3 protein-coding genes are annotated in these 2,227 nt (G+C 63.7%); 2 read left to right on the forward strand and 1 reads right to left on the reverse strand.

Annotated features, from left to right (window positions below; genetic code table 11):
* Positions 1–298 (forward strand): hypothetical protein (locus tag QX051_RS29390; protein WP_315778517.1); only part of this gene is annotated, 298 nt, incomplete at its 5' end.
* Positions 299–358: 60 nt separating this feature from the next.
* Here the strand turns inward: QX051_RS29390 and QX051_RS29395 are convergent.
* Complete coding sequence (locus tag QX051_RS29395; RefSeq protein ID WP_315778518.1) at positions 359–1,366, reverse strand: Hsp33 family molecular chaperone; 1,008 nt, start codon at positions 1,364–1,366, stop codon at positions 359–361.
* 115 nt (positions 1,367–1,481) lie between these two features.
* Here QX051_RS29395 and QX051_RS29400 point away from each other — a divergent pair, with 115 nt between their 5' ends.
* A complete protein-coding gene (locus tag QX051_RS29400; RefSeq protein WP_315774321.1) occupies positions 1,482–1,868 on the forward strand; it encodes an endonuclease domain-containing protein in 387 nt (128 codons plus the stop codon).
* Positions 1,869–2,227 lie beyond the last annotated feature (359 nt).

A 2,227-nucleotide genomic window follows, 5' to 3' on the forward strand; every position in this document is an offset into this window, starting at 1 on the left:
CCATCGCCTCCCACTGCCAACGGTCCGTGACGGTCGCGAAACGCCCCTCATGCGGCAACAGGATGCGCGGAAATGTGCCAGTGATTTGCCCGACGGCACAAGTTGTTTGTTGCTGCGACCAATCAACGCGACGGGCAAGGATGAGGCGTCTTTCAGCGAGAAAGCCGATTTTCAACAACGAACTAATGGAAATCGCCGGCGCACACGAACTCCCGACATTCTCTCCGACGCCGCGCGACGCCGCCGCCGCCTATCGAGCGTCATCGCGACGAGCGAAGCGACGACGCGCTCGCGATGACGTACGGAGGGCTGTCGCTCGACCACGATCGCTACGACGCGCGGAGCGAGCGCAACAGAGTCAATTCTCCGTCACGCCGGCTTCGTGCGGAGTGAAATGATAGACCGAGGAGCAGAACTCGCAGGTGACGACGACCTTGTCGTCCTGCACCATGTCGGCGCGGTCCTGGGGCGAGAAGCTCTTCAGCATGTTGGCGACCGCATCGCGCGAGCAGGAGCAGCGCGCCTGCAGCGGCACGGTGTCGAACACGCGGACGCCGCGCTCGTGAAACAGACGATACAGCAGCCGCTCGCCGGACAGCGCCGGGTCGATCAGCTCGATATCCTCGACCGTCGCGACAAGCGATTGGCCCTCGATCCAGGCCTCGTCTTCCTCGACCGCATGCAGCTCGGTGCCCTCGGGCGCATCGCCGGGATGCAGATCGGCCTGGCGCAGGCGGTCGGGCGCCTGGGGCAGGAACTGCGTCAGCAGGCCGCCGGCGCGCCAGCGGTGCTTGCCGCCGCTCCACTCCTCGCCGACGGCGAGGCGCACACGGGTCGGGATCTGCTCGGAGCGCAGGAAGTATTCATGCGCGGCCTCCTCCAGACTGCCGCCGGTAAGCGCGACGAGGCCCTGGTAGCGGCTCATGTCGGCGCCCTGATCGATGGTCATCGCCAGATGGCCCTTGCCGAGCAGGCCGCCGGAGTCCTTGGCCGAATCCTTCAGCTCTTGCAGTCGCGCCTCGTCATAGCGTGCGTAAGCGCGTAGCCGGTCGGGCGCCTGGAAGTCGACCACCAGGAACGACACCGGCCCGTCGGTCTGGGTCTGCAGGATGAAGCGGCCGTCGAATTTCAGCGAGGAGCCGAGCAAGGTCGTCAGCACGATGGCCTCGCCGAGCAGCTTGCCCACGGGCGCGGGATAGGCGTGCTTGGTGAGGATATCGTCGAGCGCGGGACCCATGCGGGTCAGTCGCCCGCGCAGATCGAGCGCCGCGACCTCGAACGGCAGCACGGCGTCGTCGACCGGCACCGCCGAGGGCGCGCGGCTGGTATCGAGGTTGATGTCGGTTTCGGGGGAATTGGTTGTCATGGGGCGTATTTGGGGATGAAGCGGGGAAAGTGAAGGGGGATGGAACTAGCGTATACTGCGGGCTCCGTATACCTTCTCGTGGGAGAGGATTAGGTCGCATCGCAGGGTGGGGGTGGTGACGCAAGCACCGCATCATCGACCAACGGCCAAGCGCATCCGCGGCTTCGCGAAAGCAATGCGTCGGGAGCCAACTGATGCCGAAGCTGCTATGTGGCGGCTGCTGCGCGACCGCCGCCTGTCGCAGTTCAAGTTTCGACGACAAGTGCCGTTCCGGGACTACATCCTCGATTTCGTCTGCTTCGAGCAGCGCCTGGTCATCGAGATCGATGGCAGTCAGCATGCCGACGCGGTGCGTGATCGGACGAGAGAGGAAGTGCTCGCAAGAGAGGGGTTTAGAGTTGCGAGGTACTGGAACAACGAGGTGCTCCTTCAACGCTCGGCCGTTCTCGAGGACATTCTCGTAAAGCTGAGCGAACCGAGAGAGACCCTTCACCCAGTATGACCGCGCCGCCGGTCGATCATGCCACCACAAGGGAGAAGGTGCACCGAGCTTGCCCCGCGGATTCAAACAAACCTTGAACTAATCAACCGGCGAACGCGATCGAAAGATCAGCCCCTCACGGGATTGATGAATGCGCCCTCTCCCCTTGTGGGAGAGGGCTACACCGACGGAAGCAGCGAACTCACTTGGGTGAGGGGTTGGTGCCACACACTCAAGCCTGAGCCCGGGGCAACCCCTCACCCGGTTTCCATGCTCCGCATGGAAACCACCCTCTCCCACAAGGGGCTACGGGATTCCCGGTTTTATGCTTTGGGTTGCAAGTAGATAGCCTTCAAGCATTGCAGCGAGACGATCCCAGC

The organism is Bradyrhizobium sp. SZCCHNR1053, from assembly GCF_032381235.1.
In the GTDB taxonomy this organism is placed as follows: Bacteria; Pseudomonadota; Alphaproteobacteria; order Rhizobiales; family Xanthobacteraceae; genus Bradyrhizobium.